This is a genomic window from Ideonella sp. (assembly GCF_035254525.1).
In the GTDB taxonomy this organism is placed as follows: Bacteria; Pseudomonadota; Gammaproteobacteria; order Burkholderiales; family Burkholderiaceae_C; genus Ideonella.
Map to the genome: position 1 here is coordinate 16,259 of NZ_DATFAN010000163.1, position 25,424 is coordinate 41,682.

The following is a 25,424-nucleotide window of genomic DNA, read 5'->3' on the forward strand; positions in this document are numbered from 1 at the left end:
ACCCCGTGACCCCAGGATCTCCATGCTCCGCCGCTTGACCATTGCCTTGGCGCTCGCTGCGCCGATCACCGGGGTGCTCGCCCAGCCCGCCATCGTCTACGACATGGGCGGCAAGTTCGACAAGTCCTTCAACGAAGCGGCCTGGCGTGGCGCCGAGCGCTGGAAGAAGGACAACGGCAAGGCCTACCTCGATTTCGAGATCGCCAACGAGGCCCAGCGCGAGCAGGCGATGCGGCGCATGGCCGAGCGCGGCGCCAACCCGGTGATGGGCATCGGCTTCTCGCAGGCCTCGAGCATCGAGAAGGTGGCCAGGGCCTTTCCGAAGCAGCAGTTCGTGATCGTCGATTCGGTCGTCAAGCTGCCCAATGTCGAGTCGATCGTCTTCAAGGAGCACGAGGGCAGCTTCCTGGCCGGCATCATGGCCGCGATGGCCAGCAAGACGGGCAAGATCGGCTTCGTCGGCGGCATGGACATCCCACTGATCCGCAAGTTCCAGTGCGGCTACGAGCAGGGCGCGCGTTATGCCAACCCGAAGATCGAGATCAGCGCGGCGATGACCGGCACCACGCCCGCCGCCTGGAGCGACCCTTCGCGCGCCGGCGAACTGGCCAAGGCCCAGATTGCCCGGGGGGCCGATGTGATCTTCGGCGCCGCCGGCGGCTCCAGCGTCGGCGTGTTCCAGGCCGCCAAGGATGCCGGCAAGCTGGCGATCGGCGTCGACAGCAACCAGAACCACCTGCATCCCGGCACGATGCTGACCTCGATGGTCAAGAAGGTCGATGTCGCCGTCTACAAGGCCGCCAGCCAGGCCACGCCGGGGCTGACCGTGCTGGGGCTCAAGGAAGGCGGCGTCGACGTGGCAATCGACGAATACAACGCCAAGCTGGTCACGCCGGCGATCAAAGCCAAGGTCGACGCGGCGCGCGCCGACATCATCGCCGGCAAGATCCAGGTCGTCGACTACATGGCCGCCAACCGCTGCGCGCCTTGATGGCTGCCGCGCCTGCTGCCGCCGAGCTCGCGGTGCGGATGCACGGCATCTGCAAGCGCTTCGGCACGCTGCGGGCCAACGACGCGGTCGATCTTGTGGTGCGGCGCGGCACGGTGCACGGCATCGTCGGCGAGAACGGCGCCGGCAAGAGCACGCTGATGTCGATCCTGTACGGCTTCTACCAGGCCGACAGCGGCGAGATCGAGGTCGAGGGCCGGCCGGCGCGCATCCGCCACTCGCGCGATGCGATCGCGCTGGGCATCGGCATGGTGCACCAGCATTTCATGCTGGTCGAGACCTTCACCGCACTGGACAACGTGCTGCTCGGCGCCGAGCCGGGCTGGCGCCTCGGCCCGGCACGAGCGCGCGTGCGCCGCGAGCTCGATGACTTGATGCGCGACACCGGGCTGCAGGTGCGGCTGGATGCGGTGGTCGAGACGCTGCCGGTGGGCGAGCGGCAGCGGCTGGAGATCCTGAAGGCGCTGGTCCGCGGTGCGCGCATCCTGATCCTCGACGAGCCGACCGCCGTGCTGACGCCGGCCGAGACCGATACGCTGTTCGCCACGCTGCGCGCGCTGCGCGAGCGCGGCACGACCATCCTGCTGATCACGCACAAGCTGAAGGAGGTCGCCGCGCTGTGCGACCGCGTCACGGTGATGCGCGCCGGCCGCGTCGTGCTCGACACGCCCACCGCCGACACGACCCTCGACGGCCTGGCCGAGGCGATGGTCGGCCGCCGCGTGCAGCTCGGCCGCGACGGGCACGCGCCGGCCGATTTCGACGAGGCGGAGCCGCCGCTGCTGGCCGCGCACGGCCTGCACTGGCACGACGCGCAAGGCCTGCCGCGGCTGGCCGATGTGTCGCTGGCGCTGCGCCCGGGCGAGATCGTCGGCGTGGCCGGTGTCTCCGGCAACGGCCAGAGCGAGCTGCTGGACCTGCTCGCGGGCCTGGCCACGCCGGCAGCCGGGCGCATGGAGCTGGCCGGCGAGCGCTTCGAGCCGGGCCGCTGGCTGACGCCGCGGCGCGCGCGCCAGCTCGGGCTGGCCCATGTGCCGGAGGACCGGCACCGCCGCGGCCTGGTGCTGCCGTTCGCCGCCTGGGAATCGGCCGTGCTCGGCTACCACCGCCTGCCACGTTATGCCCTGCGGGGCTTCGCGCGCCAGCGCACGATGCGCGCCGACACCGAACGCATGATGGCCGACTACGACGTGCGGCCGCGCGCGCCGGCGTTGAAGAGCGCGAAGTTCTCCGGCGGCAACCAGCAGAAGCTCGTGCTCGCGCGTGAGGCGCTGCACCGGCCGACGGTGCTGCTGGTCGGCCAGCCGACACGCGGCGTCGACATCGGCGCGATCGAGTTCATCCACGCCCGGCTGCGGGCGATGCGCGACGCCGGCGGCGCGGTGCTGGTGGTCTCGTCGGAGCTCGACGAGATCCTCGCGCTGGCCGACCGCGTGCTGGTGATGGCCGGCGGCCGCATCGCCGGCGAGCTGCCGATCGCGGCCTGCGATGAAGCGACGCTGGGCAGGCTGATGGCGGGCGTGCAATGAACAACGAGCTGCCGCGCTGGATGGATCTCGGCCTGCTGCCGCTGGTGAACCTGGCGATGGCGTTTGCGGTCAGCGCGCTCGTCGTGGTGCTCGCCGGGCAGGACCCGGCGCAGGCCCTGTCGCTGCTGCTGCGCGGCGCCTTCGGCAGCCTGCTCGGCTTCAGCTACACGCTGTACTACGCCACGACCTTCGTCTTCACCGGCCTCGCGGTCGCGGTGGCCTACCACGCGGGGCTGTTCAACATCGGCGGCGAGGGCCAGGCGATGCTGGGCGGCATCGGCACCGCGCTGGTCGCGCTGTGGCTGGGCGAGGCTTACCCGGCCTGGCTGGTTCTGCCGCTGATGGTGCTCGCGGCGATGGCCTTCGGCATGGTCTGGGCCGCGATTCCCGGCGCGCTGCAGGCCTGGCGCGGCAGCCATGTCGTCATCACGACCATCATGTTCAACTTCCTCGCGTCGGCGCTGCTGTCGTGGCTGCTGGTCGAGGTGTTGAAGGAGCCCGGCAACATGACGGTCGAGAGCCGCGCGTTCGGCCCCGGCGCGCAGGTGCCGGGCGTGCACGTGGCGCTGGCGGCGCTGGGCATCGAGTGGCCCAGCTCGCCGCTGAACCTGTCGGTGCTGCTCGCGGTGGCGGCGGTGGTCGTCGTCTGGCTGTGGCTGTGGCGCGGCACCTCCGGGTATGCGGTGCGTGCGGTCGGTTTTGCGCCGGCGGCGGCCGAGTACGCCGGCATCCGCCCGGGGCGGCAGGTGGTGGTCGCGATGGCCGCCTCGGGCGCGCTGGCCGGGCTGGTCGGCATCAACGAGGTGGCCGGCGTGCACGGCCGGCTGCTGCTGGACTACGTGGTCGGCGCGGGCTTCGCCGGCATCGCGGTGTCGCTGATCGGGCGCAACCACCCGGTGGGCGTGGTGCTGGCCTCGCTGCTGTTCGGCGCGCTGTACCAGGGCGGGGCGGAGCTGTCGTTCGAGATGCCGAGCGTCAGCCGCGACATGGTGTTCACGCTGCAGGGGCTGATCGTGCTGTTCTGCGGCGCGCTCGGCCAGGCGGCGGTGCCCGCGCTGGCGCGGCTGGCACGCCGGAAGGTGGCCGCCCATGGATGAGATCGCGCTCGCCTCGCTGATCGCGACCACGCTGCGCGTCGCGACGCCGCTGATCCTGTGCGCGCTGGCGGCCACGCTGTCCGAGCGGGCCGGCGTGATCGACCTCGGGCTCGAGGGCAAGATGCTCGCGACCGCCTTCGCGGCCGGTGCGATGGCCTCGGCCAGCGGCTCGCTGCCGGCAGCCTTCGTGGTGGCGATGGTGGTCGGCGTTGCGCTGTCGATGGTGCATGGCCTGGCCTGCGTCACCTTCCGGGGCGACCAGGTCGTGGCCGGCATGGCGATCACGATGACCTGCGCCGGCCTGACCGTGGTGCTCGGCATCGCCTGGTTCCACCAGGGCGGCCAGACACCGGCCCTGCCGGACGAACTGCGTCTGGCCCGCTGGTTCGCCGGCCCCGGCGGCGGCACGCCGATGCTGGGCCTGCTGGGGCACAACGGGCTCATCTATGCGACGCTCGCGCTGGTCGGCGTCGTCGCCTGGCTGCTGGGCCACACCCGCTTCGGCCTGCGCCTGCAGGCCACCGGCGAGAACCCGGCGATGGTCGACGCGGCAGGCCTTTCCGTCGGCGCGCTGCGCTACCTGGCGCTGGCGCTCAACGGCCTGCTGTGCGCGCTGGCCGGCGCCTACCTCGTGCTCGCACAGAGCCCGCAGTTCGTGCCCAACATGACGGCTGGCCGCGGCTACATGGCGATGGCGGCGATGATCTTCGGCCATTGGCGCCCGCTCGGTGCCCTCGGCGCCTGCCTGCTGTTCGGTTTCCTCGATGCGGTGGCGATCCGGCTGCAGGGCGCCCCGATCCTCGGGCTGGGTGCCGTGCCGGTGCAGGTGATCCAGGCCCTGCCATACGCCTTGACAGTGATCCTGTTGGCGGGCTTCATTGGCAGGGCGCGGGCACCGCGTGCGCTCGGACAACCTTACTTGAAGGAGCGATGAGATGACACCGTCGGAAGACGACTGGGCGTCGCTGCTCGCCGCGGCGCAGGGGGCACGCGAGCAGGCTTATGCGCCGTATTCGCGCTACCGCGTGGGTGCCGCGGTGCTGGACGAAGCGGGCCGCGTTCACGCCGGCTGCAACGTCGAGAACGCGGCTTATCCGGAGGGCCTGTGCGCCGAGGCCGGGGCCATCGCACAGTTGGTGATGGCCGGCGGCCGGCGCATCGTGGCCGCGGTCGTGGTCGGCGAGGGCGCCGAGCCGATCACGCCCTGCGGCGGCTGCCGGCAGAAGCTGCGCGAGTTCGCCGATGGCGGCCTGCCGGTGCGTTCGGCCGATGTGCTGGGTTGGCGCGGCGAGCACACGCTGGGCGAGCTGCTGCCGGCGAGCTTCGGGCCGGCGCACCTGACGCCGCGAGGTGACGACTATGCAGATTGACGATGTGGCGGTCCAGGCCTCGGTCGCGAAGCTGAAGGAGCGGGCGGGCGGCGGGTTGCCGGCAATCGCCGTGCTGCTGGGTTCGGGCTGGGGCGGCCTGGCGCAGCGCGTCGAAGGCGCGGCCGTGGTCGACTATGCCGAGCTGCCGGCCTTCCCGCTGCTCGGCGTCGGCGGCCATGCGGGCCGCCTGCTGGTCGGCCGCGTCGGCGCCACGCCGGTGATCGTGCTCGCCGGCCGCAAGCATGCCTACGAGACCGGCGACGCCGCGGCGATGAAGGGCGCAATCCGCACGCTGGCCGCAGCCGGCGTGAGAACGCTGGTGCAGACCAACGCCGCGGGCAGCCTGCACGCATCGCTCGGGCCGGGCGACGTGATGCTGCTGGCCGACCACCTGAATCTCGCGCAGCGCTCGCCGCTGGTCGGCGACACCGGGAATTCGCGTTTCGTCGACCTGGCCGACGCCTACGACCCGCTGCTGCGCCAGCGCGCGCTGGCCACCGCCGAGGCCCTGGGCCGCCCCCTGCGCGAGGGCATCTACGCCTGGGTGCTGGGCCCGCAGTTCGAGACGCCGGCCGAAGTGCGCATGCTGCAGCGCCTGGGCGCCGACGCGGTGGGCATGAGCACGGTGCCCGAGACCATCCTCGCGCGCCACGCCGGGCTGCACGTGCTCGCACTGTCCTTGATCACGAACATGGCGTGCGGGCTCGCCGACGGCCGCCTGGGCCACGAGCAGACACTGAGCGTGGCGGCGCAGGCGGGCGGCCGCGCGGTCGATCTGCTGGCAGCGATCCTGGCCGAGCTGCCCGCCTGATGTCGCCAACGGGACAGCCGTTACTTGTCGACGCTTGTTGATGCGTGGCCCGGTGCGCACAATGGCACCTAACGTCTAAGTCCTCGGGAGACACGGATTGTCGGCCCCTGCCCGCGACGGGGCGGGCCCGCCGATCCGAACGCGATGATTCGCCTTCGGCAAACGGCCAGGCAGCAGATGCCGTGGCGCCTGCTCTGGATGCTGTTGGGCGCCACCTTCATCCTCGAATTCGGGGTGATGGCCATCCTGAGCATGCTTCCGGCGAGCCTGGCGGTCCGCGGCTGGGCCGAAGCGGCGGTCGACTCGATCGCCCTGGGCCTGCTGCTGTTTCCGATCCTGTTCCGCTTCCTGTTTCGCCCGCTCGTTCACCACATCGACGAACTCGAGCGCACCGAGACCGAGTTGCGCGGCCTGCAGGAGCAGCTGGAGCTCCGCGTCCAGCAGCGAACCGCCGAACTCGAGCGCCGCAATCGCGAGATGCGGCTGCTGGCGGACATGAGCCACAGCCTGCAGAGCTGCGCGACGCAGGACCAGGCGTATGCCGTCGTCGCACGCGCGGCGCATGACTTGTTCCCGGGCTCGGCGGGTGTGCTGTTCATCCACAGCCCGTCCTCCGAGGACCTGGAAGCGCTGGCAAGCTGGGGCGAGCCGGGCCGGGGCCGCGCCGAATCGCTCGGGCCCGGCGGGTGCTTCCGCGTGCCGATGATCGCCCAGGGCCAGGTGGTGGGCGCCGTCCAGATCCGCCACGGCGGGGCCGCGGCGTCGAGTGCCGACGGGGATGCGGTGTTCGACGAGCGATTGGCGCGGACCCTGGCCGAGTACGCCGCGCTGGCGTTGAGCAACCTGGAGCTGCGGCAGACGCTGCACGACCAGTCGGTTCACGACCCCCTGACCGGGCTGTTCAACCGCCGCCACATGGAAGAGGTGCTCGAGCGTGAGATCCGGCGTGCCGAGCGAAGCGGCGGCCCGCTGGGCATCGTCATGCTCGACGTCGATCACTTCAAGCGGTTCAACGACAGCAACGGCCACGGGGCCGGCGATCGGCTCCTGGGGGATCTCGGGGCCCTGCTCTGTGCACAGGTTCGCGGGGCCGACATCGCGTGCCGCTACGGCGGCGAGGAGTTCCTGCTGATCCTCCCGGGGATGCCGGGGGATGTGGTCCGGCAGCGTGTCGACACCTTGCGCCTGGGCATCGGGCGACTGCATGAGCGCCAGGGCATCGCCTCGCTGGCGCCGGTGACGGTCTCGGCGGGCATCGCGATGTTCCCCGTGCACGGAACCGAGGCCCAGGCCCTGCTGCGCGCCGCCGACCGCGCGCTCTACCGTGCGAAGGCCGAGGGGCGCGACCGGGTCGTGATCGTCGACAGCACCGAGCCCCGTTCGTAGCGGGACGCTGCGAGATACTCGCGGCACCGACCATGAACACGACCCCCGACGACCCGATCGCCACCGCCCGCCGGGCCCTGGCCTGCCTGGACCTGACGCGGCTGAACGGCGACGACACCGAGGCCGACATCGAGCGGCTGTGCCAGCGCGCGGGCTCGCGCTTCGGCCCGGTGGCCGCGGTGTGCGTCTGGCCGCGCCTGGCGGGCTTCGCCAGGCGGCAGTTGCCGGCCTCGATCCGCGTTGCCGCGGTGGCGAACTTCCCCGAGGGCGATGCCGACCCCGAGCGTGCGCTGCGTGACATCGCCGCCATCGCCGAGGCCGGCGCGCAGGAGGTCGACGTGGTGCTGCCCTGGCGCGCGCTGCTTGCGGGAGACACGGCCGCCTGCGCGCGCGTGCTCGCGGCGGCGCGGCGCGCGAGCACCGGGCTCACGCTGAAGGTGATCCTCGAAAGCGGCGAGTTGCGCGCGCCCGAGCGCATCGCCGAGGCCAGCCGCCTCGCGCTGGCCGAAGGCGCCGACTTCCTGAAGACCAGCACCGGCAAGACGCCCACCGGCGCGACGCCCGAAGCCGCCCGCGTGATGCTCGAGGCCATCGCTGCCGATCGCGCGAGCCGCGCGGGCTTCAAGGCCTCCGGTGGCGTGCGCACCGTGGCCGATGCGGCAAGCTACCTCGCGCTGGTGGCCGAGACGCTCGGCGAGGCCGCCTGCACGCCGGCGCGGTTTCGCATCGGCGCGAGCGGGCTGCTGGACGACATCGAGGCGGTGCTGGGCGGCAGCGCCACACTGTCCGCCGGCGCCGGTTACTGAGCATGCAGCCCTTGCCCTGGATGCGGGCCACCACGTTGGCCGCGGCCGCGCTGCTGGCCGGCTGTGCAGCCGGCCCGGTGGTCGCGCCGCCCGCCGCACCCGCGGTGCCCGCCCCACGATCGGCCAGCGTCGAGTTGAAGATCCTCGCGGTCAACGATTTCCACGGCAACCTCAAGCCACCGACCGGCGGCTTCCGCCAGCCCGACCCGGCCCACCCGGGCAAGACGATCAGCCTGCCCGCCGGCGGCGCCGAATACCTGGCCAGTGCCGTGAAATCGGCGGCCGGTGGCGCGCCGCACCATGTCTTCGTCGCGGCCGGTGACCTGGTCGGCGCGAGCCCGCTGCTGTCGGCGCTGTTCCACGACGAGCCGACGATCGAATCGCTCGGCCTGATGGGGCTGGAGCTGGCCGCCGTCGGCAACCACGAGTTCGACGAGGGCGCGGCGGAGCTGTTGCGCCTGCAGCGCGGGGGCTGCCACCCGGTCGATGGCTGCCGCGGCCCGGCGTCGTTCGCCGGCGCGCGCTTCCAGTACCTGGCCGCCAACACCGTCGAGCGGGCCAGCGGCCGCACGCTGCTGCCGCCGTATGCGATCAAGCGCTACGACGGCGTGCCGGTCGCCTTCATCGGGCTGACCTTGAAGGACACGCCGCAGATCGTGGTGCCCAGCGGCGTCGCGGGGCTTGAGTTTCGCGGCGAGGCCGAGACCGTCAATGCGCTGGTGCCCGAGCTGCGGCGCCAGGGTGTCGAGGCCATCGTGCTGCTGATTCACGAGGGCGGCCAGCCGACCGGCGGATACGACGAGTGCCCCGGCATCTCGGGCCCGATCGTCGAGATCGTCCAGCAGCTCGACCCGGCGGTGGATCTGGTGATCAGCGGCCACACCCACCAAGCCTACAACTGCCGCATCGCCGGCCGGCTGGTGACCAGCGCCCACCGCTACGGCACGCTGCTGACCGAGATCGACGTGACGCTCGATCGCGCCAGCGGCGACGTGATGGCGGCCCGCGCACGCAACCTGGTCGTGCGACACGACGGTTACGCGAAGGACGCGGCGCAGACTCGCCTGATCGCTGGCTACGAGGCGCTCGCCGCACCGCTGGCCAAGCGCGTGGTCGGCCAGCTACCGCAGGCCTACACCGCCGCAACGAACGACGCCGGCGAATCGACCCTGGGCCGCCTCGTGGCCGATGCGCAACTGGCCGCCACGGCCGCACCCGAGCGCGGCGGCGCGCAGATCGCCTTCACCAACCGCGGCGGCCTGCGCGCGCCGCTGGTGCCGCGCGCCCGCGGCCAGGTGCTGTACGAAGACGTGTTCGCTTGCCAGCCTTTCTCGAACGACCTGGTGACGATGACGCTGACCGGTGCGCAGGTGCTGGCTGTGCTCGAGCAGCAGTTCAACGACCCCGACGAGCCCGATGTGCTGCCTGTCTCGCGCGGCCTGCGCTACACCTGGGACGCCAGCCGCCCACGCGGCCACCGCGTGCTGCCCGGCAGCCTGAAGCTGAACGGCCGGCGCATCGCGCCGGGCGATCGGCTGCGCGTCACGGTGAACAGCTTCCTCGCCAGCGGCGGTGATGCCGTCCACACCTTCGCCCGCGGCGGCGAGCGCGTGGTCGGCGAGCTGGATGCCGACGCGCTGGCCCGCTACATCACGGCCGGCGCGGCACCGGTCGACGACGAGCGCGTCACGCGCATCCGTTGAGATGGCGGCCATGCTGGCGCAGGAGATCATCCGCCGCAAGCGCGACGGCCAGGCCCTTGCGCCCGAGGCGATCCAGGCCTTCGTCGACGGCTTGACCTCGGGCCAGTGGAGCGATGCGCAGTGCGCCGCGATGGCGATGGCCGTGCTGCTGCGCGGCATGGACGAGGCCGAGACGGTCGCGCTGACCACTGCGATGGCCGACAGCGGCCAGCGGCTGAATTGGGCCGCGGCAAAGCTGCCCGGCCCGGTGCTCGACAAGCACTCCACTGGCGGCGTCGGTGACAAGGTGAGCCTGCTGCTGGCGCCCATCGTCGCCGCCTGCGGCGGCTTCGTGCCGATGATCTCGGGCCGCGGCCTGGCCCACACCGGCGGCACGCTGGACAAGCTCGCGAGCTGGCCCGGCTACCAGCTCACACCTGACGCGGTCGCGCTCGAGCGCGTGTTGCGCAGCGCCGGCTGCGCGATCGTCGGCGCCAGTGCGGCGCTGGCCCCGGCCGACAAGCGCCTGTACGCGATCCGCGACGTGACCGCGACGGTCGAATCGCTGCCGCTGATCGTGGCCAGCATCCTGTCGAAGAAGCTCGCTGCCGGGCTGCAGGCGCTGGTGATGGACGTGAAGGTCGGCAACGGTGCCTTCTGCCCCAGCCTGGCCGAGGCGATGCCGCTCGCGCAGGCGCTGGTGCGCGTGGCGCGCGGCGCCGGCCTGCCGACGCGGGCGCTCGTGACCGACATGAACCAGGTGCTGGGCCGCCATGCCGGCAATGCGCTCGAAGTGCACGAGGCGATCGACTTCCTCACCGCCCGCTCGCGCGAGCCGCGCCTGCTGGCGGTGACGCTCGCGCTGTCGGCCGAGCTGCTGCACCTGGGCGGGCTGGCCGCGAGCGTGGCCGAGGCCGAGCACCGGGCGCGCGAGGCGCTCGCCAGCGGCCGCGCGGCCGAGGCCTTCGCCCGCATGGTGGCCGGCCTCGGCGGGCCGAAGGCCGTGCTCGAACCCGGCCATGACGAGCTGCCGGCGGCGCCCGTGCGCCGCCCGCTGCTGGCGACCATCGACGGCCACGTCGGCGCGCTCGACACCCGCGCGCTTGGCCTCGTGGTGCTCGAGCTCGGCGGCGGCCGGCGCCGAGCCGAGGACCCGATCGACCCGCGCGTCGGCCTGGCCGACGTGGCCTCGCCCGGCCAGGCGGTGCACCGCGGCCAGCCGCTCGCGTGGGTGCATGCAGCGAGCGAGGCCGACGCCGACGCGGCGCTGGCGCGGCTTGCCGGGGTGATCGTGGTCGAATCGGTGCAGGCGTCGCAGCCCATCGAGCCCGGGCCCGTCGTCTACAGCGTCATCGGCGGCGAGAGCCGCCCCAGCCCCTGAACCCGCCACCACACCATCGAGAGGTGACCGCCATGCTCCGACACCTGCTGCTCGCGACCGGCCTCGCGCCGTTGCTCTTGCTCGGCACGGCCGGCGCCGAGCCGGTGGCCGAGAGCGCGAAGCCGGCGTTCGACGCCGAGCTGGCCACCTCGGTCGGCGCCGACGAGCACGGCATGCGCAACTATGTGCTGGTCGTGCTGAAGACGGGGCCCAACCGAATGCCCGCCGGCCCCGAGCGCGATGCGATGTTCAAGGGCCACTTTGCCAACATCAACCGCCTGGCCGCCGAACGCAAGCTCGCACTGGCCGGCCCCTTCGACGGCGTGGACGGCTGGCGCGGCATGTTCGTCTTCGCCGTGAAAGACATCGAAGAAGCCAAGGCCCTGGTCGCGACCGACCCGGTCATCATCAACGGCGAGATGGTCGCCGAGTACCACAAGTACTACGGCTCGGCGGCGCTGATGCTGGTGAACGAGGCGCACCAACGGGTGACGAAGACGGCGTTTTGAGGGCCCCAGAAACGACGACGCGCCCGGAGGGCGCGTTGCGTGAATCGAATCCGAGGGCAGCGGCCTTCAGAACCCCAGACTTGCCAGCAGATCGTCGACCTCGCTCTGGTCCGCCACCACGTCGGTGCGGCCTTCGGGGTTGACCACCGGGCCTTGCAGCACCGACGGGTCGACCTTCTCGCGCTGCTCGGGCGGGACCACCTGCACCAGCAGCTTCACGAGGCTGTCTTCCAGGTCGTTGGCCAGGGTCACGACCTTGGCCACCACCTGGCCGGTCAGGTCGTGGAAGTCCTGGGCCATCATGATGTCGGTCAGGTGGTTGTCGATGCGGGCGGTGCGCTGCTCGACGTCCTGCACGAAGTTCATCACGGCGCCGCTGGCCACGGTGCGCACCGGGTCGGCCACGATGGACTGGGCCAGCGTGCGCGTCGCCGCGTTGATGTGGGCGTGCTCGGCCTTGGCGAGGTCGACCGAGTTGAGCACCTTGTTGGCTGCGTCGGCGGTCTTGTTGGCGATGTAGGTCAGGCGGCTGCGAGCGTCGGGCAGGCCGTCGGCGGCGGTCTGCAGCTTGGGCATCACGCCGAGCTGCTGCATGGTGTCGTGCAGCAGGCGGGTGATGCTGCCGAGCTGCTGGAACACCTCGGGCGAGACCATCATCGGCTCGGCCGGTGCGAACTGGGACAGATCTTCCATCTTCATGGTCGTGCTCCCTTGGCCTCAGGCCGTGGCGGCGATCTTCTGCATGATCTTCTGGACTTTTTCTTCCAGCGTCGCCTTCGTGAACGGCTTGACGATGTAGCCGGCCGCGCCGCTTTGTGCCGCCAGCACGATGTCTTCCTTGCGCGCCTCGGCCGTCACCATCAGAACCGGCAGGTGCTTGAGCGTGTCGTCGGCCTTGATCGCCTTGAGCAGGTCGAAGCCGTTCATGTTGGGCATGTTGATGTCGCTGACCACGAAATCGAACTTCGAGGCCCTGAGCATGCCGAGCGCCACCTGGCCGTCTTCGGCTTCTTCGCAGTTGTTGCAGCCCATCTCCTTGAGCAGGCCCCGCACGATGCGGCGCATCGTGGAGAAGTCGTCGACGACAAGGAATTTGAGGTCACTCTGGTTCATGGCGGTCTTTCGGGCTGTGCTTTTCGGGGAAGCGGTCGCGGTATGAGGCGTTATCGGTCAGGGGGTGGCAGGACTTGAGGCCGTCGGCGGGCCGGGATCCTCCGGTTCGATCGTGGTGCGGAACACGCGGTCTTCCGCCTCGCGGTTCATCACGATGATGCTGATGCGGCGGTTGGCCGCGCTGCTCGGGTCGTTGCGATCGAAGGGCTGGCTGAAGGCCAGGCCCTGCACGCGCAGCACGCGGTTCTCGGCCAAGCCGCCGGCCACCAGCTCGCGGCGCGAGGCGTTGGCGCGGTCGGCCGAGAGTTCCCAGTTGCTGTAGCCGCGCTCGCCGCCCTGGAAGGGGTTCGCATCGGTGTGGCCCTCGAGCGTCAGCAGGTTGGGCACCTCGGTGAGGATCGCGCCGATGGCCTGCAGCAGCTCGCGCATGTAGGGCTTCACGATCGCGCTGCCGGAGTCGAACATCGGCCGGTTCTGCTCGTCGACGATCTGGATGCGCAGGCCGTCGCGCGTCATGTCCAGCCTCAGCTGCGAGGACATCGCCTTGAGCCGCTCGCTGGCCTGGATCTTCTCCTCGATCGTGTTCTTGACTTCCTGCAGCCGCGAGATCTCGGCGCGCCGCTGCTCGGCCTTCAGCGCGGCCAGGTTGATCGACTTCTTCTGCGCATCGACGTCGCCGCGCTTGACCTGGCCGCCGGAGCGGGTGAGGTCTTCGCCACCGCCCTTGACCACGTGCGAGGCATCGCCCGAGCCGGCGCCGCCGGCCAGCGCCACCTTCATCGGCGACGAGAAGTAGTCGGCGATGCCCTTCTTGTCGCCCTCGGTGGTCGAGCCGAGCAGCCACATCAGCAGGAAGAAGGCCATCATCGCCGTCACGAAGTCGGCGTAGGCGATCTTCCACGCGCCGCCGTGGGCAGCATGGCCGCCCTTCCTGACGCGCTTGACGATGATCGGTTGGAGTTTCTTTGCGTCGCCGGCCACGGGTCAGCTCCTTACTTCTTCTTCACGTGGCTTTCGAGCTCCAGGAAGCTCGGGCGCTCGGTCGAATACAGCACCTTGCGGCCGAACTCGATGGCCACCTGCGGCGCGTAGCCCTGCATCGAGGCCAGCAGCGTGGTCTTGATGCACTGCAGTTCCTTGCCGTCCTCGTCGATCTTCTGCTCCAGCAGGCCGGCCAGCGGCTCGGCGAAGGCGTAAGCCAGCAAGATGCCGAGAAAGGTGCCGACGAGCGCTGAGCCGATCATGGCGCCGAGCACGGCCGGCGGCTGGCCGACCGAGCCCATGGTGTTCACGACCCCCAGCACCGCGGCCACGATGCCGAAGGCCGGCAGCCCGCCGGCCACGCGGGTCAGTGCGGCGGCGGCGGCATGCGCCTCGGCGTGGTGGGTCTCGACCTCGCTGTCCATCAGCGATTCGATCTCGTGGGCGTTCAGGTTGCCCGAGACCATCATGCGCAGGTAGTCGGTGATGAACTCGGTCACGTGGTGGTCGTGGCCGACGACCGGGAACTTCTGGAACAGCGGCGAGTTGTGCGGGTCCTCGACGTCCTTCTCGATCGACATCAGGCCTTCCTTGCGCGCCTTCTGCAGGATCTCGTAGAGCAGGGCGAGCAACTCCATCGCCCGCGCCTTCGAATACTTCGAGCCCTTGAAGCACGCGCCCAGGCCCTTGGCCGTGGCCTTGAGCACCTTGGGCTGGTTGTTGGCCACGAAGGCGCCGAAGGCGCCGCCGAAGATCGTGATCAGCTCGAACGGCAGCGCATGCAGCACGACGCCGATGTTGCCTCCGTGCGCGATGAACACGCCGAAGATGCAACTGATGGCGACCAGCCAACCGACGATGACAAACATGGTGAGGGGATTCCCGTCTCGTTCACGGCAGGCCGCGTCAGCGCAGCCCTTGGCGGGGATATCGGCCGGGTTCGCCCTCAGCTTGAGGCTGCGATGGCCGGGCGGCCCCACAAGAAAAAAGCGGACTCACTCGATGAAGAGGAGTCCGCTTGAAAGCACAGGGGTTGTGCTAGGAGGAGACAAGCATGAACAAATTCAAGCTGACAAGGTGAGTGATCGGCCGGCCCGCCAGGGTTTCAAGTGGCCCGCCACTGCACCGGGGCCGAAATACGTAAGCGTTCGAAACAGCCCGCCACTCAGGCCGCGGCGTGGTTGGCCAGCTGGCGGCTGGCGGCGCTGGGCATCTGCAGCGCCCCGGCCTGGCGGCCCTTGCCCGCACGCGCCGGCGGGTTGCACAGGCCGCAGACGAAGTGCTTGGCAATCTCGTGCGGGTGGGTGACGTAGTGGCCGCCGCACTTGGTGCACTTGGTCATCGTCAGCATGCCGTTGTCGACGAACTTCACCAGGCGCCAGGCGCGCGTCACCGACAGCATCGGCTCCAGGCCCTGGGCGGCCGTCTGCTCCATGTAGAGCTGGTAGGCCTTGATGACGGTGTCGATCTCCTCGAGCTCCGAAGTCTTGTTCAGGTACTCGTGGATGTTCAGGAACAGGCTGGCGTGGATGTTCGGCTGCCAGGTCATGAACCAGTCGGTCGAGAAGGGCAGCTGGCCCTTCGAAGGCGACTTGCCCGAGACTTCCTTGTACAGGCGCAGCAGGCGCTCGTAGGACAGGTCGGTCTCCGACTCCAGCACCTGCAGGCGGGCGCCGAGGTTGATCAGCGTGACGGCGCGCTCGATCTGGCGGGCTTCGGTCAGGATGCTCTTGCTGCGGGCCATGTTGTCCTCCGGGTGCTGTTTCGAGTTGGCTGTGACGGGATCAGGCGGCCTCTTGATGGCGGCCGGCCATCAGGATGGAAGCGTGCAGGCGGCTGACGCTGTCGTTGGCGGCCGACTTGCCGTGGCTGGTCAGCAGGCCCCAGACCAGGTCGTCGTCCATGCGGAAGCGGCACAGCAGCGTGTTGCCGGTGGCGATCTTCATCATCTGCGCCGGCGTCAGCGTGGCGATCAGGTTGGCGGTTTCTTCCGAGACGCCCAGGCGGAACAGGGCTTGTTCACGGTCGGCGCGGATCAGGCTCTGCGCCAGCATCAGGTACGACAGGTTGGCTTCGCGGATCTCGGCGAGGATCTGGTTCGTGTCCATGGGTCTGTTCCTTAGCTGGTTCGGTGGCTGATCGGTGTAGAGACTTGTGTCTCGGCCTGGAATGAACTGTAAGGACGGAAACAAGACGGAAACATCAGTTCACTTCCGCGGCTGAAGTCCGGCTTTTTCTGCGGGGCCTGTAAGGCAAATTCCTACAAAGTCTGCTGCCGCACGATTTGAACCGTCGAAGTGTGGCTGATGCGGGAATCGGCCTTCTGCCAGGCGGGCTATCGTGGTCGGCATGGTCGGGGCGCTGCGCCTCGGCACCCGCCCGGAAAGCCCTTGCCATGCGTGTTGCCATCGTCACCCCGTACTACAAGGAGCCGCGCTCCTGGATCCAGCGCTGCATCGACAGCGTGCGCGCCCAGACGGCACCCTGCGATCACCTGCTGGTGGCCGACGGCCATCCGCAGGATTGGGTCGATTCGGCGGGCGTGCGCCACCTGAAGCTCGACCGTTCGCATGGCGACTTCGGCAACACGCCGCGCGCCATCGGTGGCCAGCTCGCGATCGCCGAGCAGTACGACGCGATCGCCTTCCTCGATGCCGACAACTGGTTCGAGCCGAGGCACGTGCAATCGTGCATCGAGGTCGCGCTGCGCACCGGGGCCGACGTGGTCACCGCCCAGCGCCGCTTCGTGCGCGAGGACGGCTCGGTGATGCCGGTCCGCTACGGCGAGGATGTGCGCGGCGACCACGTCGACAGCAACTGCTACTTCCTGCTGTTCGGCGCCTTCCACACCGTGCCGCGCTGGCTGCTGATGCCGCGCCCGATGGCGATGTGGGGCGACCGCTTCTACCTGTCGTCGCTGCGCGAGGAGGGCCTGAAGGAGGCCCGCACCGAAGGGGTGACGGTCAACTACCTGTGCACCTGGGCGGATGTGTACCGCGCCGTCGGCGAGGCGCCGCCGGCTTTTGCCAAGCAGGGCCTGCCCACGCAGCGCCTGCTCGACTGGGTGCGCCGCCTGCAGCCGGGCGACATGGCCCACGTGCAGCGCCTGAGCGGATGCAGCCTCCCGGCCTACTTCCGCGCGCATCCTTGACCCCCACGCCCCCTTCCGGGGGCTGCCCCCGGAGGGGGCTCGCGCAGCGGCCCGGCGAAGCCGGATCCGCGCACGCCACTTGAAGGGGGCGGCGCTTCGCGCGCCCGTCGGGTTTCAGCGGGCCATGGCGCGGTTCAGCGACACGTCGGCGTACTCGCCGACGGTGTCGAAGAAGCGGAAGCCGCCCTGGCGGGAGTTCTGGATCGCGTACTGTCCGCCGGGCAGCGAGATGATCGGCAGGCCGTGGGCCTCGGCGAAGTAGATCGCGAAAGGGCACACCAGCGTCGGCTCGAAGCGCGGGTCGTGCTGCCACGGCGTGTTGGTGAAATCGTCGCCGCCGATGATCGCGCCCTCGCGCATCTTGGGCAGCAGGCGGATCAGGTCGATCGTGATGCCGCGCAGCGTGTGGTCGCCGTCGACGTAGGCGAAGTCGAGCGAGCCGTCGGGGATCGCATCGATGACCTCGCTGGTGCGGCCGCGCAGCACGTTGAGCTTGTCGGCCGCGAAGGCGGTCTTGGCCATCGCTTCGGCGTACACCTCGTCGAAGGCCTCGGGGCTGACGTTGAAGGGCTTGTTCCAGTCCGGCAACCTGGCCCACGGGTCGATCATGTGGTACTGGCGGATGCTGGGGCAGGCGGCGAGCATGTCGCGCGCGAAGTCACCCTTCCAGACGCCGATCTCGGCCATCGCCGCGGGCGCGAGCTGGCGCAGGATGCGCGTCCACAGGTCGGTGCGGTCGCGCGAGCCGACGAGCGGGCGCAGGAATTCGAGGCTGTCGATCTTCATGGTGTGGGGCCGGGCGGCGTCAGGCGGTGGCGGTTTCGGTCATGTCTTGCATGGCGGTGGCGGCCGTGCCGCCACGCACCGGCCAAGCGGCGAGGAATTGCTCGATCAGGCGCACATTGCCGGCGCGGTCGCCGTCGAACGTGCGCTCGGCGAGCCGCTCCAGCAGCTCGTGCAGCGCCTGGCACTCGGCCGGGGGCGTCAGCGAGGCCTGGGTGCGGTTCAGGCTGCCTTCGGCGAACTGCCGGCGCAGGGGAGTGTGCAGCGCGGCCTCCAGGCGGCCCAGGCGCTCGGCATCGAACAGGTCCTGGTAGCGCAGGAAGATCACGTCGGCGCCGTCACGGTACAGCTCGATCACCCGGCGGTACATCTGGCGCCAGACGGCGAAGGCGTCGGACACGCTGATGCGGAAGTCGCGCAGGTAGGGCGAGCTTCGGCATTCCTTCAGCACGCTCTCGGCCGTGATGGCCGGCGCGCGGTGGATGCACAGCACGGCCGCTTCCGGCACCTGCTCGAGCCAGGCCGGTGCGGTCAGCGAGAAGCGCGGGTCCTTCAGGCAGAACGGGCTCTTGGCCAGGGCGCCGGCGATGCCGCCGCGGTGGCCGTCGTTCCAGCGAGCGGGCATCGCATCCGGGAAGCGGGCCAGCCAGAGCTGGCCGGGCGTGAAGCCCTGCAGCAGCGCGCGGGTGCCGTCGGTGCCGAGGTGGCTGACGGCCGAGTGCATCAGGATGGCCTCGTTCAGGTCGTTGATCTGCCGGTTCTCGAAGAAGCCCTTGGGGTTGGACGGCGAGGGCGCGTACAGATCCGTCGCATGGCGGTGGGTGTCGGGGCCGAACATGCCGGCCAGGCAGCTCGTGCCGCTGCGGCCCGAGCCGCAGATGAGCACCGAGCGGGGCTTGGGCGGTGCCGGCCGGGCGGCGACGGGTGCGGCCGTGGCCGTGCCCGTGGCGGGGGATGGTGCCGGGGCCTCGCCCAGCGCCAGCGGCTGTAGCGGGTGCACGATGGCCATCGCCGGCGGGTCCGTCCAATCGGTGGGCGCGGTGTCGAGCGCACACAGCACGCCGCGCACGGCGGCCGCGCGGGTCTCGCGCGCCGGGTCGACCGGGCCGAGCACCAGCGCGCCGCGCCGCGCGTCGCCGTAGGACGACAGCGCGCGGAAGCTCATCGTGCGCATCATGTCCGGCTCCCAGCCGCACTGGTACCAGCGCAACAGCTCGCCTTCGAGCTCGCCGGCGCCACGCGGGCGCGCCGGCCAGAAGGCGATGCGGCCGATGGCCTGCGGGCTGGCGGCGGCGGAGACTTCCTCGATGAGCCCGGCCGGCAGGCCGGGCGCGAACAGCAGGTCGACCGGCATGTCGGGCTCGTCGGCCACCGGCACGTGCTGGACCAGCGACGGCCGCACGGTGGCCAGGGCATCCGCCCAGCCGGGGCCGGCCATGACGATCGCGGTCTTGGCGCCGAGGTTGGTGCACAGGTCCAGCGCCGGCGCCAGGTCCAGGGCCTGGCCGGGTGCCGCCTTCAGGGCGGGCTGCGGCTCGGTCATCGCGCTCAGCCCCAGGGCGACCTTGGCCAGCGCGCTGTGGCGGCCGAGCGCCAGGTGGCGCAGCGGGCCGTAGCCGGCCGCGACCGGGTCGCGCACGAGATCGGTATCGGGGTGGCGGCCGGGGCGCGGCTGCTGGGCGTAGTTCAGCGCCGTCTCGACCAGGTTGGCGGCGCTCAGGTCCTCGCCGCCGACGATGCGGTCGTGCAGCTGCTGCCACTGGTAGGCCTCGCCCGGCACGTTGCGCGTGCGGTTGCGCACCCGGCAGGCCTGCCAGCCGTTGATCACCTTGGCCGAGAGCTGGGCCACGCTGCGCACCGGCAGGTGGGCCACGGCGGCGCCGTCGATGCGAACCTGCGGCACGGCCACGCCATCGGCGCGGCGCACCGCATGGTTGCCCTGCTCGACCACAAGGCGCTGGTCGTCGGCCGGGTCGCGCCGGACGACGGCCTTGTAGTAGACGGGCTCTTCGCGGCGCCGGCGCTCGGTCACCGCGCCCAGCGGGTCGGCCAGGAGCTGCGCCGGGTCGACCTCGGCGCGCGGCACGTAGGTCATCCAGGGCAGCAGGGCGCTGCCGCCAGGCGGCAGCGCGCCGAGCACGCCCTCGAGCGCGGCGCGGCTGGGTGCGCGCAGGAACTCGTCCGCATCGAGCAGGTAGACGATGTCAGGGTTGAAGACCGGCGCCACCATCCGGTAGGCGCGGGTGATCTTCTCGGATTGGAAGTGGCCGAACACCGGGTCGTCGATGATCAGCAGCGGCAGCCCTTCCTGGCGCAGCGCCTCGAGGATCTGGCGCGTGCCGTCGCTCGAATCGTTGTCGATCACGACCATCAGGTCGACGAAGCCGAGGTTGTGTCGGATCGAGGCCTCGATGATGTCGGCCTCGTTCTTGACCATCGCGATGGCGAGCGCGTTCATGCGTTGCATTCCTTGTCGAGCGGCAGGGGCGATGCACCCGCCCAGCGCCGGTGACTGACACTCTAGTGAGTGGCGCCGCGCTCGAAGCGGCGAAAAGGGCCGGAAGTCACGGCCATCCGCGCGCCCGGGGGAGGCGCCAGAATGCCGCCTCATGAGCGCACCCCCGCCTGCCCCGGTCGCCGACGCGCCAGCCGTCGCGGCGCTGTCCGGCCTGAGCCGCTGCCTGCTCGCGCTGCACGCATCGGCCGACCAGCCGCTGAGCATGCAGTGGGTGGCCCATGCGCTGGAGGCGCTTCGGCCCGCCGTGCCGTTCGAGCGCGCCTGGTGGGGTGAATGCTCCACGGGCGATGAGCGCGAGCCGCCGTTGAACTGGCAGCACGGCAGCATCGGGCTGGCGCCCAGCTTCGCCGAGGAGTGGAACGCCATCGGCTCGGCCGACGAGTTCGCCCGCGCGTCGATGGGCCGGCTGGGCGAGGCCTGCTGCTCGAGCGGGCACGATTCCGCCGGCCCGGCCATCGAGGGCTTCTCGCGCCGCCACGACCTCTACCACGCGATGGCCGTGACGCTCGAGCTGCCCGACAGCGGCCTGATGTTCTTCGTCTCGCTGTACCGCGGGGAAGGCGAGCCGGCCTTCGATGCGCTGGAGGCGGCCGCCTTCCAGGCGTTCTGTGTCCACCTGCGGCAGATCTGGCACCGCCGCCTGCAGCAACTGCTGAGGCGCCCGGGTCGGGTGGGCGGCGAGGGCGGCGAGGGCTTTGCGCTGGCCGAGGCCTCGGGGCGGGTGGTCTACCTCGACAGCGCCTTTGCCCAGGCCCTGAGCGGCGAGTTCGAAGGCTGGCAGGGGCAATGGCTGCCGCCGGCGCTGGTGCGCCCGGCCCGCGAGCTGCCCGCCACGCTGCGCCTGGGCGGGCGGGCGCTCGGCCTGGCGGCCTGCGGCGATCTGCTCGCCCTGTCCTGGGGCGGCCGGCCGAGCGGGCCTGGGCCTGCCCTGGCGCCGCGCGAGCGCGCGGTGGCCGCGCTGTATGCCGAGGGCCAGTCCTACAAGGCGATCGCCGCCCGGCTCGGCCTCAGCCCCGCGACGGTGCGCACCTACCTGCGGGATGCCTACCTGCAGCTGGGCGTGCGCAACAAGGTGGAGCTCGGGGCCCGGCTGACCCAGGAATGAATGGTTGGCCCCTACGCAGGCCTGAACCCACCCCCTCCGCATTTGCGGAGGACCGTTTCTCGCGCCGCCTCGATAGGCTCGCGGCCAGTCCATCTTTCTCAAAGGGGTTGGCATGCGAGGGGCGAAAGGGGCGCTGCGGCGCGCAGGGTGGGGCGGCGTGGCGCTGATGTCGGCGGTGTTGGGTGCCGTGCTGGTGGCCGTGGGTTGCGGCGGGTCCGAGCCGGATGCGGACACCGTGCTGCGCAACGGCTATGTCTATACGGTGGATGAGAACGACGCGGTGCAACAGGCGGTCGCGGTGCGCGACGGGCGCATCGTCTATGTCGGCAGCGATCAGGGCGCGAACCGTTTCGTCGGCTCGCGCACCCAGGTCATCGATCTGGGCGGGCGCATGCTGATGCCCGGCTTCGTCGACGGCCACCTGCACCCGCTGGCCGGCGGCCGTGCGCTGCTGCTATGCAACCTGAACTACGCACCGCTGAGCCGTACGCAGATGCAGGCGGCCATCCAGGCCTGCCTGGACGACAGCAGCGACAAGGAGCCCGACACCTGGCTCGAGGTGGTCAACTGGGTGCGCCAGGCCACGCAGGCCATCGATGCCGACCCGGACAAATCCACGCTCGATGCGCTGACGACCTCGCGGCCCATCCTCGTGCGCTCGTCGGATTTCCACACCGTGCTCACCAACACCCGCGGCCTCGCGCTGGCGGGGGTGACGAAGGACACGCCCGACCCTGCCGGCGGCAGCTTCGCCCGCGATGCGCAGGGCAACCCCACCGGCATCTGCGAGGACGCGGCGGGTTGGATGGTCTCGGCCATGATCCCGCCCGACACCGATGAGGACCGCCTCGCGCAAGGCCGCGCGGCGCTGGCCGCGATGCGGCTGCAGGGCGTGACCAGCTTCATGGACGCGGCCTCGGGCGAAGACCAGGCCAAGACCTTCACGGCGCTGCAGCAGGCCGGCGAGCTGACGGCGCGTGCCTTCCTCGCGCCCACGATTTCGGTCGAGGAGGCCGCCGCCAGCCCGGCCGACGCCGTGGCCGCGGTGAAGGCGCTGGCCGCGCGCTACGACCAGGGCACCTTCCAGCCCGCGCCGGGCGTGAGCCTGCGCCATGTGAAGATGTTCGGCGACGGTGTCGTCAACGCGCCTGCCGACACCGGCGGCCTGCTGGCGCCCTACAACACCAATGCCGGCACCGACACCGCGCCGAACTGGGTGCCGGGCACCAACCTGGGCAGCGTCTACTTCGCGCCCGAGGTCTGGAAGCCGCTGATGGCCGAGATCGCCAAGTCGGGCCTGGACCCGCACGTGCACGCCACCGGCGAGCGCACCGTACGCCAGGCGCTCGATGCCTACGAATACGCCCGCCAGCAGGTGCCCGGGACCAGCTTCCGCCCGGTGATCGCCCACAACGAGACCGTGGCGACAGCCGACTACGCGCGCTACCAGGCGCTGGGCGTGATGGCCAGCTTCTCGTTCCAGTGGGCCCAGCAGGCGCCGTACTCGGTGGGCGAGACCGAAGCCCACCTCGGCCCCGACCGCTTCGCCCGCATGGAGCCCTTCGGCAGCCTGCACAACGCCGGCGCCCGCGTGGGCTATGGCAGCGACTGGCCGATCGACCCCTTCGACGAGATGCTGGCGCTCAAGATCGGCGTGACCCGCTCGGGCGACCCGGAAAGCCCGAACAGCTTTGGCCCCGATTTCGCGGGCAAGATCAATGCGGACCCCGCGCTCTCCCGCGCCGACGCGCTGCGCGCGATCACGATCAACTCGGCCTGGCAGCTGCGCCTGGAGCAGCACGTCGGCTCGATCGAGCGCGGCAAGTTCGCCGACCTGATCGTGCTGGACAAGAACTTCATGCAACAGCCCGACGAAGAGCTGGCGCGCAACCAGGTGCTGCTGACCATGGTCGGCGGCCAGGTGGTGATGGCGAAGGCGCCATTCGGCCAGACGGCAGGCGCCGCCGTGACGACCGCCTCAGGTCGCCAGCGCGCGCTGAACCTGCGCGCAGCCAACGGCCACGCGGTGGTGCCGGGCGCCGGCCACCCGCACGGCGACGGGCACAACCACTAATTGGTCGCGGCGGCGGGGCTGCCGGCGATGCTGCCCGTCCCGGCGGTGGCGCCGTCGTCCGGCACCTGCCAGACATCGTCGGCCTCGATCCCGCCGAAATCGGCGCGCATCGTGCGGGCGGTGGTGCGCTCGCGCAGCGAGGTGGCGATCTTGCGCAGGTTGACCTTCATGAACGCGGCCTGCTCCTTGGCGCAGGGCTTGAGTTGAAGGTCCAGCCACTTGAACTCGGCGATCTCGAAGCGGTGGTCGAACCAGCCCAGGTACCAGAACCAGTCGGTGTAGTACAGCCACGAGTTCTCGTTCAGCGCGCGCAGGTGGGTCGGGTCCTGCCAGGCGGTGGGGGCGTGCTCGTAGGGTACCTCGATCATGAACTGGCCACCTTCCTTCAGCAGCGCCAGCACGTTGCCCATCAGCATGGGCAGGTCGGGCACGTGCTCGAGCACGTTGTTGGCGTAAACCAGCTCGAGCTGGCCCGCCTCCAGTTGCACGTGGCCGCCGCGGCAGGTGGGGGCCGCCAGCGGCAGGCTGACCGGCTGGCCCAGGTCCAGCACCAGGTCGGGCTCGGCGCGTTCGAGAATGTCGATGTTGAGCCAGCCGGGCTTGTAGTCCTTGCCCGAGCCAAGGTTGATGCGGGCCGGGCGCCAGGGCTCGCTGCCGCGGGTCTGGCCGTGGGCCTGGTGGAAGCCCGCGGCGAAGGCCAGCAGGTCGGCGTAGGCCTCGATCGGGTCGTGCCGGGTGAAGGCGTCGAGCTTGGCGCGCGCCGCGTCGAAGAAGGCCGGCTGGTTGAACTGCTCGCGGAAGAACGCGGCCGGGTCGGCGCCGTCGAGCCAGAACACGGCGTCTTCGAAGGCCGCACCGGGCCGGGTGCGCGGCGTGCGCTCCGAGATGACCGGCGTGCCCAGCGACAGGCACTGGAAGGCCCGCGCCTGCTCGAAGCGGCTGCTCTCGTAGAAGTGGCAGTTCAGCACGGCCTTGGCCTGGCGGATGAAGTCGTCGCGCTCGGGGCCGTAGACGGGGGTGTCGAAGCTCGCCACGCTGAAGCCGGCCTGCTCGATCTTGTCGAGGAAGGCGCGGCGGCGCGGGTTCATGCTGCCGAAGAACAGCAGGTCGATCGGCCGCTCTTCCAGCGCCGGCGAGGCATCGCCGCGCAGGTAGGGCGCGTGCGCGAAGGGAAACAGCGGGATGTCGGCCGGGTCGGCGGCGGGGTCGAGGTAGGCCGCGAGGTTGTCGGCGTCGTAGTCGCACACTGCATTGCGGCGCAACAGGTTCAGGTAGTCGGCGTTGACCTGGGCGCCACCCTGGCCGAGCTGCTCGAGGTTGACGAAGATGCAGGCGTGGCGCCGCGTCCACTCGGCCGGGAAGCCCAGGTGCGCGCCGAACACGAAGTTCACCGCGTCTTCGCGCAGCCGGTTCTTCGAGATCGTGACCTCGGCGCCCATGCGGCGGAACTGGTAGCGGAAGTAGCGCGCCTGGTCCAGGAAGCCCAGCGAGTGCACATAGCCGGCGGGCTGCATGATGGCGAGGTGGACGAGCGGCAGGTTCATGGCGGCGTGGGCGAAGCACCGGCTTGAGCGCCGGTACGTGCCACTCTAGACAGCCCGTGCGCGGGTGAAGCCAGGAAAAGATCGGTACTTCCGGCCTTTCCAGCGGCAGCGATGGGTCACTGCAAAGCCCGGCAGCGAACTGGTGCGACAGGCGCCGCTGAATCACGCACGTGGTGCAGGAACGCCTCGAAATCAGGAGTTAGACAAGGGTTTTCCCTGGCATAGGGTTTGCACTGGGTCGACTGTCCGCCACGAGCGGGCGTCAACCCAAAAGGAACTCCACATGTCCTCCTCGACCCCTGGCTCGACCCTGAAGTTTGCCGCTCTGACCCTGTCTCTTATCGCATCGGTGCTCGGCTCCAGCGCGGCCCATGCGTCGAACCCGCGGTTGCTGGCCCGCGAGGTGACGGGTGTCTACGACATGCAGAACGGCAGCACCGTCCGCATCGACGTTCTCGACCGACGCGTGGTACTGGTGGAGAGCTCGGCCCTGGAGCAATGGACGGCCGCAAACTCCAATCTTCTGGTGAGCCCGGACGGCATGCGCAAGATCAGGCTGTTCCGCGACTTCGACG

Annotated in this window: 24 protein-coding genes; 15 read left to right on the forward strand and 9 right to left on the reverse strand. The window is 70.6% G+C overall.

All coding sequences use genetic code 11. From position 1 onward, the window contains the following. The first annotated feature begins 22 nt into the window (after positions 1 to 22). The 11 genes from VJ693_RS16790 (at position 23) to VJ693_RS16840 (ending at position 11,580) form a co-directional block, all read left to right on the forward strand. Positions 23 to 991: a BMP family ABC transporter substrate-binding protein gene (locus tag VJ693_RS16790; protein WP_324155970.1), complete on the forward strand. Its 969-nt coding sequence runs from the start codon at positions 23 to 25 to the stop codon at positions 989 to 991. Further along, positions 991 to 2,538, forward strand: a complete 1,548-nt coding sequence (locus tag VJ693_RS16795; RefSeq protein ID WP_324155972.1) for an ABC transporter ATP-binding protein — start codon at positions 991 to 993, stop codon at positions 2,536 to 2,538. Before VJ693_RS16790 ends, VJ693_RS16795 begins: the two co-directional genes overlap by 1 nt. Next, positions 2,535 to 3,635 (forward strand): ABC transporter permease, encoded by a 1,101-nt coding sequence (locus VJ693_RS16800; protein WP_324155974.1) that lies wholly within the window; start codon positions 2,535 to 2,537, stop codon positions 3,633 to 3,635. Before VJ693_RS16795 ends, VJ693_RS16800 begins: the two co-directional genes overlap by 4 nt. After that, positions 3,628 to 4,569: an ABC transporter permease gene (locus VJ693_RS16805; protein WP_324155976.1), complete on the forward strand. Its 942-nt coding sequence runs from the start codon at positions 3,628 to 3,630 to the stop codon at positions 4,567 to 4,569. The genes VJ693_RS16800 and VJ693_RS16805 overlap by 8 nt, the downstream gene beginning before the upstream one ends. A gap of 1 nt (position 4,570) precedes the next feature. Further along, on the forward strand, positions 4,571 to 5,005 hold the full coding sequence (locus VJ693_RS16810; protein WP_324155978.1) for a cytidine deaminase: 435 nt from the start codon (positions 4,571 to 4,573) through the stop codon (positions 5,003 to 5,005). Further along, positions 4,995 to 5,816, forward strand: coding sequence for a purine-nucleoside phosphorylase (locus tag VJ693_RS16815; RefSeq protein WP_324155980.1), 822 nt, complete (start codon positions 4,995 to 4,997; stop codon positions 5,814 to 5,816). The genes VJ693_RS16810 and VJ693_RS16815 overlap by 11 nt, the downstream gene beginning before the upstream one ends. Before the next feature lie 144 nt (positions 5,817 to 5,960). Continuing rightward, a complete protein-coding gene (locus VJ693_RS16820; RefSeq protein ID WP_324155982.1) occupies positions 5,961 to 7,202 on the forward strand; it encodes a GGDEF domain-containing protein in 1,242 nt (413 codons plus the stop codon). Between the two features lie 32 nt (positions 7,203 to 7,234). Then, complete coding sequence (gene deoC / locus VJ693_RS16825) at positions 7,235 to 8,008, forward strand: deoxyribose-phosphate aldolase (protein ID WP_324155984.1); 774 nt, start codon at positions 7,235 to 7,237, stop codon at positions 8,006 to 8,008. A 2-nt stretch (positions 8,009 to 8,010) separates the two neighbouring features. Next, positions 8,011 to 9,711, forward strand: a complete 1,701-nt coding sequence (locus tag VJ693_RS16830; RefSeq protein ID WP_324155986.1) for a bifunctional metallophosphatase/5'-nucleotidase — start codon at positions 8,011 to 8,013, stop codon at positions 9,709 to 9,711. Between the two features lie 10 nt (positions 9,712 to 9,721). After that, positions 9,722 to 11,071, forward strand: a complete 1,350-nt coding sequence (gene deoA / locus VJ693_RS16835; protein ID WP_414652306.1) for a thymidine phosphorylase — start codon at positions 9,722 to 9,724, stop codon at positions 11,069 to 11,071. A gap of 32 nt (positions 11,072 to 11,103) precedes the next feature. Further along, complete coding sequence (locus VJ693_RS16840; protein ID WP_324155990.1) at positions 11,104 to 11,580, forward strand: YciI family protein; 477 nt, start codon at positions 11,104 to 11,106, stop codon at positions 11,578 to 11,580. A gap of 66 nt (positions 11,581 to 11,646) precedes the next feature. On the opposite strand, the gene VJ693_RS16845 is transcribed toward VJ693_RS16840, so the two are convergent. From VJ693_RS16845 to flhD, 6 genes are all read right to left on the reverse strand, one after another. Continuing rightward, positions 11,647 to 12,279 (reverse strand): protein phosphatase CheZ, encoded by a 633-nt coding sequence (locus tag VJ693_RS16845; RefSeq protein ID WP_324155992.1) that lies wholly within the window; start codon positions 12,277 to 12,279, stop codon positions 11,647 to 11,649. Between the two features lie 18 nt (positions 12,280 to 12,297). Further along, a complete protein-coding gene (gene cheY / locus VJ693_RS16850) occupies positions 12,298 to 12,693 on the reverse strand; it encodes a chemotaxis response regulator CheY (RefSeq protein WP_324155994.1) in 396 nt (131 codons plus the stop codon). A gap of 57 nt (positions 12,694 to 12,750) precedes the next feature. Continuing rightward, entirely contained in the window at positions 12,751 to 13,674 is a 924-nt protein-coding gene (gene motB, locus VJ693_RS16855; protein WP_324155996.1) for a flagellar motor protein MotB, read from the reverse strand. 11 nt (positions 13,675 to 13,685) lie between these two features. Then, positions 13,686 to 14,543, reverse strand: coding sequence for a flagellar motor stator protein MotA (motA, locus tag VJ693_RS16860; RefSeq protein WP_324155997.1), 858 nt, complete (start codon positions 14,541 to 14,543; stop codon positions 13,686 to 13,688). A 296-nt stretch (positions 14,544 to 14,839) separates the two neighbouring features. Continuing rightward, positions 14,840 to 15,418, reverse strand: a complete 579-nt coding sequence (flhC, locus tag VJ693_RS16865; RefSeq protein WP_324155999.1) for a flagellar transcriptional regulator FlhC — start codon at positions 15,416 to 15,418, stop codon at positions 14,840 to 14,842. A 40-nt stretch (positions 15,419 to 15,458) separates the two neighbouring features. Continuing rightward, positions 15,459 to 15,782, reverse strand: coding sequence for a flagellar transcriptional regulator FlhD (flhD, locus tag VJ693_RS16870; RefSeq protein WP_324156001.1), 324 nt, complete (start codon positions 15,780 to 15,782; stop codon positions 15,459 to 15,461). A 287-nt stretch (positions 15,783 to 16,069) separates the two neighbouring features. Between flhD and VJ693_RS16875 the strand changes: the two genes are divergently transcribed. Beyond that, on the forward strand, positions 16,070 to 16,825 hold the full coding sequence (locus VJ693_RS16875; RefSeq protein ID WP_324156002.1) for a glycosyltransferase family 2 protein: 756 nt from the start codon (positions 16,070 to 16,072) through the stop codon (positions 16,823 to 16,825). Between the two features lie 114 nt (positions 16,826 to 16,939). Here VJ693_RS16875 and VJ693_RS16880 read toward each other — a convergent pair whose 3' ends face one another. Next, positions 16,940 to 17,611 (reverse strand): class I SAM-dependent methyltransferase, encoded by a 672-nt coding sequence (locus VJ693_RS16880; RefSeq protein ID WP_324156003.1) that lies wholly within the window; start codon positions 17,609 to 17,611, stop codon positions 16,940 to 16,942. 19 nt (positions 17,612 to 17,630) lie between these two features. Next, positions 17,631 to 20,066, reverse strand: coding sequence for a glycosyltransferase family 2 protein (locus VJ693_RS16885; protein ID WP_324156004.1), 2,436 nt, complete (start codon positions 20,064 to 20,066; stop codon positions 17,631 to 17,633). 151 nt (positions 20,067 to 20,217) lie between these two features. Here VJ693_RS16885 and VJ693_RS16890 point away from each other — a divergent pair, with 151 nt between their 5' ends. Together VJ693_RS16890 and VJ693_RS16895 are read left to right on the forward strand one after the other, a co-directional pair. Next, positions 20,218 to 21,231, forward strand: a complete 1,014-nt coding sequence (locus VJ693_RS16890; RefSeq protein ID WP_324156005.1) for a helix-turn-helix transcriptional regulator — start codon at positions 20,218 to 20,220, stop codon at positions 21,229 to 21,231. A 112-nt stretch (positions 21,232 to 21,343) separates the two neighbouring features. Then, positions 21,344 to 23,305: an amidohydrolase gene (locus VJ693_RS16895; RefSeq protein WP_324156006.1), complete on the forward strand. Its 1,962-nt coding sequence runs from the start codon at positions 21,344 to 21,346 to the stop codon at positions 23,303 to 23,305. Here VJ693_RS16895 and VJ693_RS16900 read toward each other — a convergent pair. Then, positions 23,302 to 24,849 (reverse strand): methyltransferase domain-containing protein, encoded by a 1,548-nt coding sequence (locus tag VJ693_RS16900; RefSeq protein ID WP_324156007.1) that lies wholly within the window; start codon positions 24,847 to 24,849, stop codon positions 23,302 to 23,304. The genes VJ693_RS16895 and VJ693_RS16900 overlap by 4 nt on opposite strands. A 283-nt stretch (positions 24,850 to 25,132) precedes the next feature. Here VJ693_RS16900 and VJ693_RS16905 point away from each other — a divergent pair. Continuing rightward, the coding region (locus VJ693_RS16905) for a hypothetical protein (protein WP_324156008.1) at positions 25,133 to 25,424 on the forward strand (292 nt) is incomplete at its 3' end.

Excerpts from the sequence above, each read along its gene's own strand:
- VJ693_RS16790 (WP_324155970.1), top strand. The coding sequence starts at position 23 with ATGCTCCGCCGCTTGACCATTGCCTTGGCGCTCGCTGCGCCGATCACC.
- VJ693_RS16795 (WP_324155972.1), top strand. The coding sequence starts at position 991 with ATGGCTGCCGCGCCTGCTGCCGCCGAGCTCGCGGTGCGGATGCACGGC.
- VJ693_RS16800 (WP_324155974.1), top strand. The coding sequence starts at position 2,535 with ATGAACAACGAGCTGCCGCGCTGGATGGATCTCGGCCTGCTGCCGCTG.
- VJ693_RS16805 (WP_324155976.1), top strand. The coding sequence starts at position 3,628 with ATGGATGAGATCGCGCTCGCCTCGCTGATCGCGACCACGCTGCGCGTC.
- VJ693_RS16810 (WP_324155978.1), top strand. The coding sequence starts at position 4,571 with ATGACACCGTCGGAAGACGACTGGGCGTCGCTGCTCGCCGCGGCGCAG.
- VJ693_RS16815 (WP_324155980.1), top strand. The coding sequence starts at position 4,995 with ATGCAGATTGACGATGTGGCGGTCCAGGCCTCGGTCGCGAAGCTGAAG.
- VJ693_RS16820 (WP_324155982.1), top strand. The coding sequence starts at position 5,961 with ATGATTCGCCTTCGGCAAACGGCCAGGCAGCAGATGCCGTGGCGCCTG.
- deoC (WP_324155984.1), top strand. The coding sequence starts at position 7,235 with ATGAACACGACCCCCGACGACCCGATCGCCACCGCCCGCCGGGCCCTG.
- VJ693_RS16830 (WP_324155986.1), top strand. The coding sequence starts at position 8,011 with ATGCAGCCCTTGCCCTGGATGCGGGCCACCACGTTGGCCGCGGCCGCG.
- deoA (WP_414652306.1), top strand. The coding sequence starts at position 9,722 with ATGCTGGCGCAGGAGATCATCCGCCGCAAGCGCGACGGCCAGGCCCTT.
- VJ693_RS16840 (WP_324155990.1), top strand. The coding sequence starts at position 11,104 with ATGCTCCGACACCTGCTGCTCGCGACCGGCCTCGCGCCGTTGCTCTTG.
- VJ693_RS16845 (WP_324155992.1), bottom strand. The coding sequence starts at position 12,279 with ATGAAGATGGAAGATCTGTCCCAGTTCGCACCGGCCGAGCCGATGATG.
- cheY (WP_324155994.1), bottom strand. The coding sequence starts at position 12,693 with ATGAACCAGAGTGACCTCAAATTCCTTGTCGTCGACGACTTCTCCACG.
- motA (WP_324155997.1), bottom strand. The coding sequence starts at position 14,543 with ATGTTTGTCATCGTCGGTTGGCTGGTCGCCATCAGTTGCATCTTCGGC.
- flhC (WP_324155999.1), bottom strand. The coding sequence starts at position 15,418 with ATGGCCCGCAGCAAGAGCATCCTGACCGAAGCCCGCCAGATCGAGCGC.
- flhD (WP_324156001.1), bottom strand. The coding sequence starts at position 15,782 with ATGGACACGAACCAGATCCTCGCCGAGATCCGCGAAGCCAACCTGTCG.
- VJ693_RS16875 (WP_324156002.1), top strand. The coding sequence starts at position 16,070 with ATGCGTGTTGCCATCGTCACCCCGTACTACAAGGAGCCGCGCTCCTGG.
- VJ693_RS16880 (WP_324156003.1), bottom strand. The coding sequence starts at position 17,611 with ATGAAGATCGACAGCCTCGAATTCCTGCGCCCGCTCGTCGGCTCGCGC.
- VJ693_RS16885 (WP_324156004.1), bottom strand. The coding sequence starts at position 20,066 with ATGAACGCGCTCGCCATCGCGATGGTCAAGAACGAGGCCGACATCATC.
- VJ693_RS16890 (WP_324156005.1), top strand. The coding sequence starts at position 20,218 with ATGAGCGCACCCCCGCCTGCCCCGGTCGCCGACGCGCCAGCCGTCGCG.
- VJ693_RS16895 (WP_324156006.1), top strand. The coding sequence starts at position 21,344 with ATGCGAGGGGCGAAAGGGGCGCTGCGGCGCGCAGGGTGGGGCGGCGTG.
- VJ693_RS16900 (WP_324156007.1), bottom strand. The coding sequence starts at position 24,849 with ATGAACCTGCCGCTCGTCCACCTCGCCATCATGCAGCCCGCCGGCTAT.